At 56.2% G+C, this 832-nt stretch carries 1 pseudogene; it reads left to right on the top strand.

Annotated features, from left to right (window positions below):
• Positions 1-119: 119 nt before the first annotated feature.
• Positions 120-832 (top strand): annotated as a pseudogene (locus AF337_RS41455) (IS5 family transposase).

The raw sequence follows: 832 nt of genomic DNA on the forward strand, positions 1-832 counted from the left end.
TAGGAGTCGTGGACTCTTGGGATTCCCAAAGGTGAGCAAATCAGATTCAAGACTGTCTTTTGGAGGCAGTCATGGGTGTTTTAGATCGTCTCATTCTTCGAGATGACCAGTGGGAGCGGATGTCTCGTCATATCATTGGCGACGATCGCACGCGCGGTTCGTCTGGACGTGACAATCGCATGTTTGTGGAAGCGGTCTTGTGGATCGTGCGGACGGGTTCGCCCTGGCGCGATCTGCCGGAGGTGTTCGGTGATTGGAACAGCGTGTTTCGCCGCTTCAGCCGCTGGAGCCAAAAGGGTGTCTGGTGGCGTGTCTTCGAAGCCATGTCGGAGGATACCGACTTCGAATATCTGATCGTCGACAGCACTATTATTCGCGCCCACCAGCACGCCTCCGGCGCAAAAAAGGGGCTGAAGATCAGGCCCTTGGTCGCTCGCGCGGCGGCTTGAGCACCAAAATCCATATGGCCGTGCGTGGCCTTGGATGTCCCGTTCGTTTCATTCTGACCGCCGGTCAGAAAGGCGATGCACCGCAAGCCGATCTCCTGATCGAAGACCTGCCAGCCGAGGTCGTCATGGCCGATACGGCCTACGACAGCGATCGGCTACGCAAACTCATTGCCGACAAGGGCGCGCAAGCGGTCATCCCGAACAACCCCTCGCGTGCCAAGAAGTATCCGCTCGACAAGCAACTCTATGCTCAGCGCTATCTCGTCGAATGCTGCTTCTCGAAGCTCAAGCAGTTTCGACGCATCGCCACACGATATGAGAAAACCGTTCGAAACTACAAAGCCATGATCGCTCTGGCCGCAACAATCCTATGGCTCAGATAA

It is taken from the genome of Rhizobium ecuadorense (assembly GCF_001187535.1).
GTDB lineage: Bacteria > Pseudomonadota > Alphaproteobacteria > Rhizobiales > Rhizobiaceae > Rhizobium > Rhizobium ecuadorense.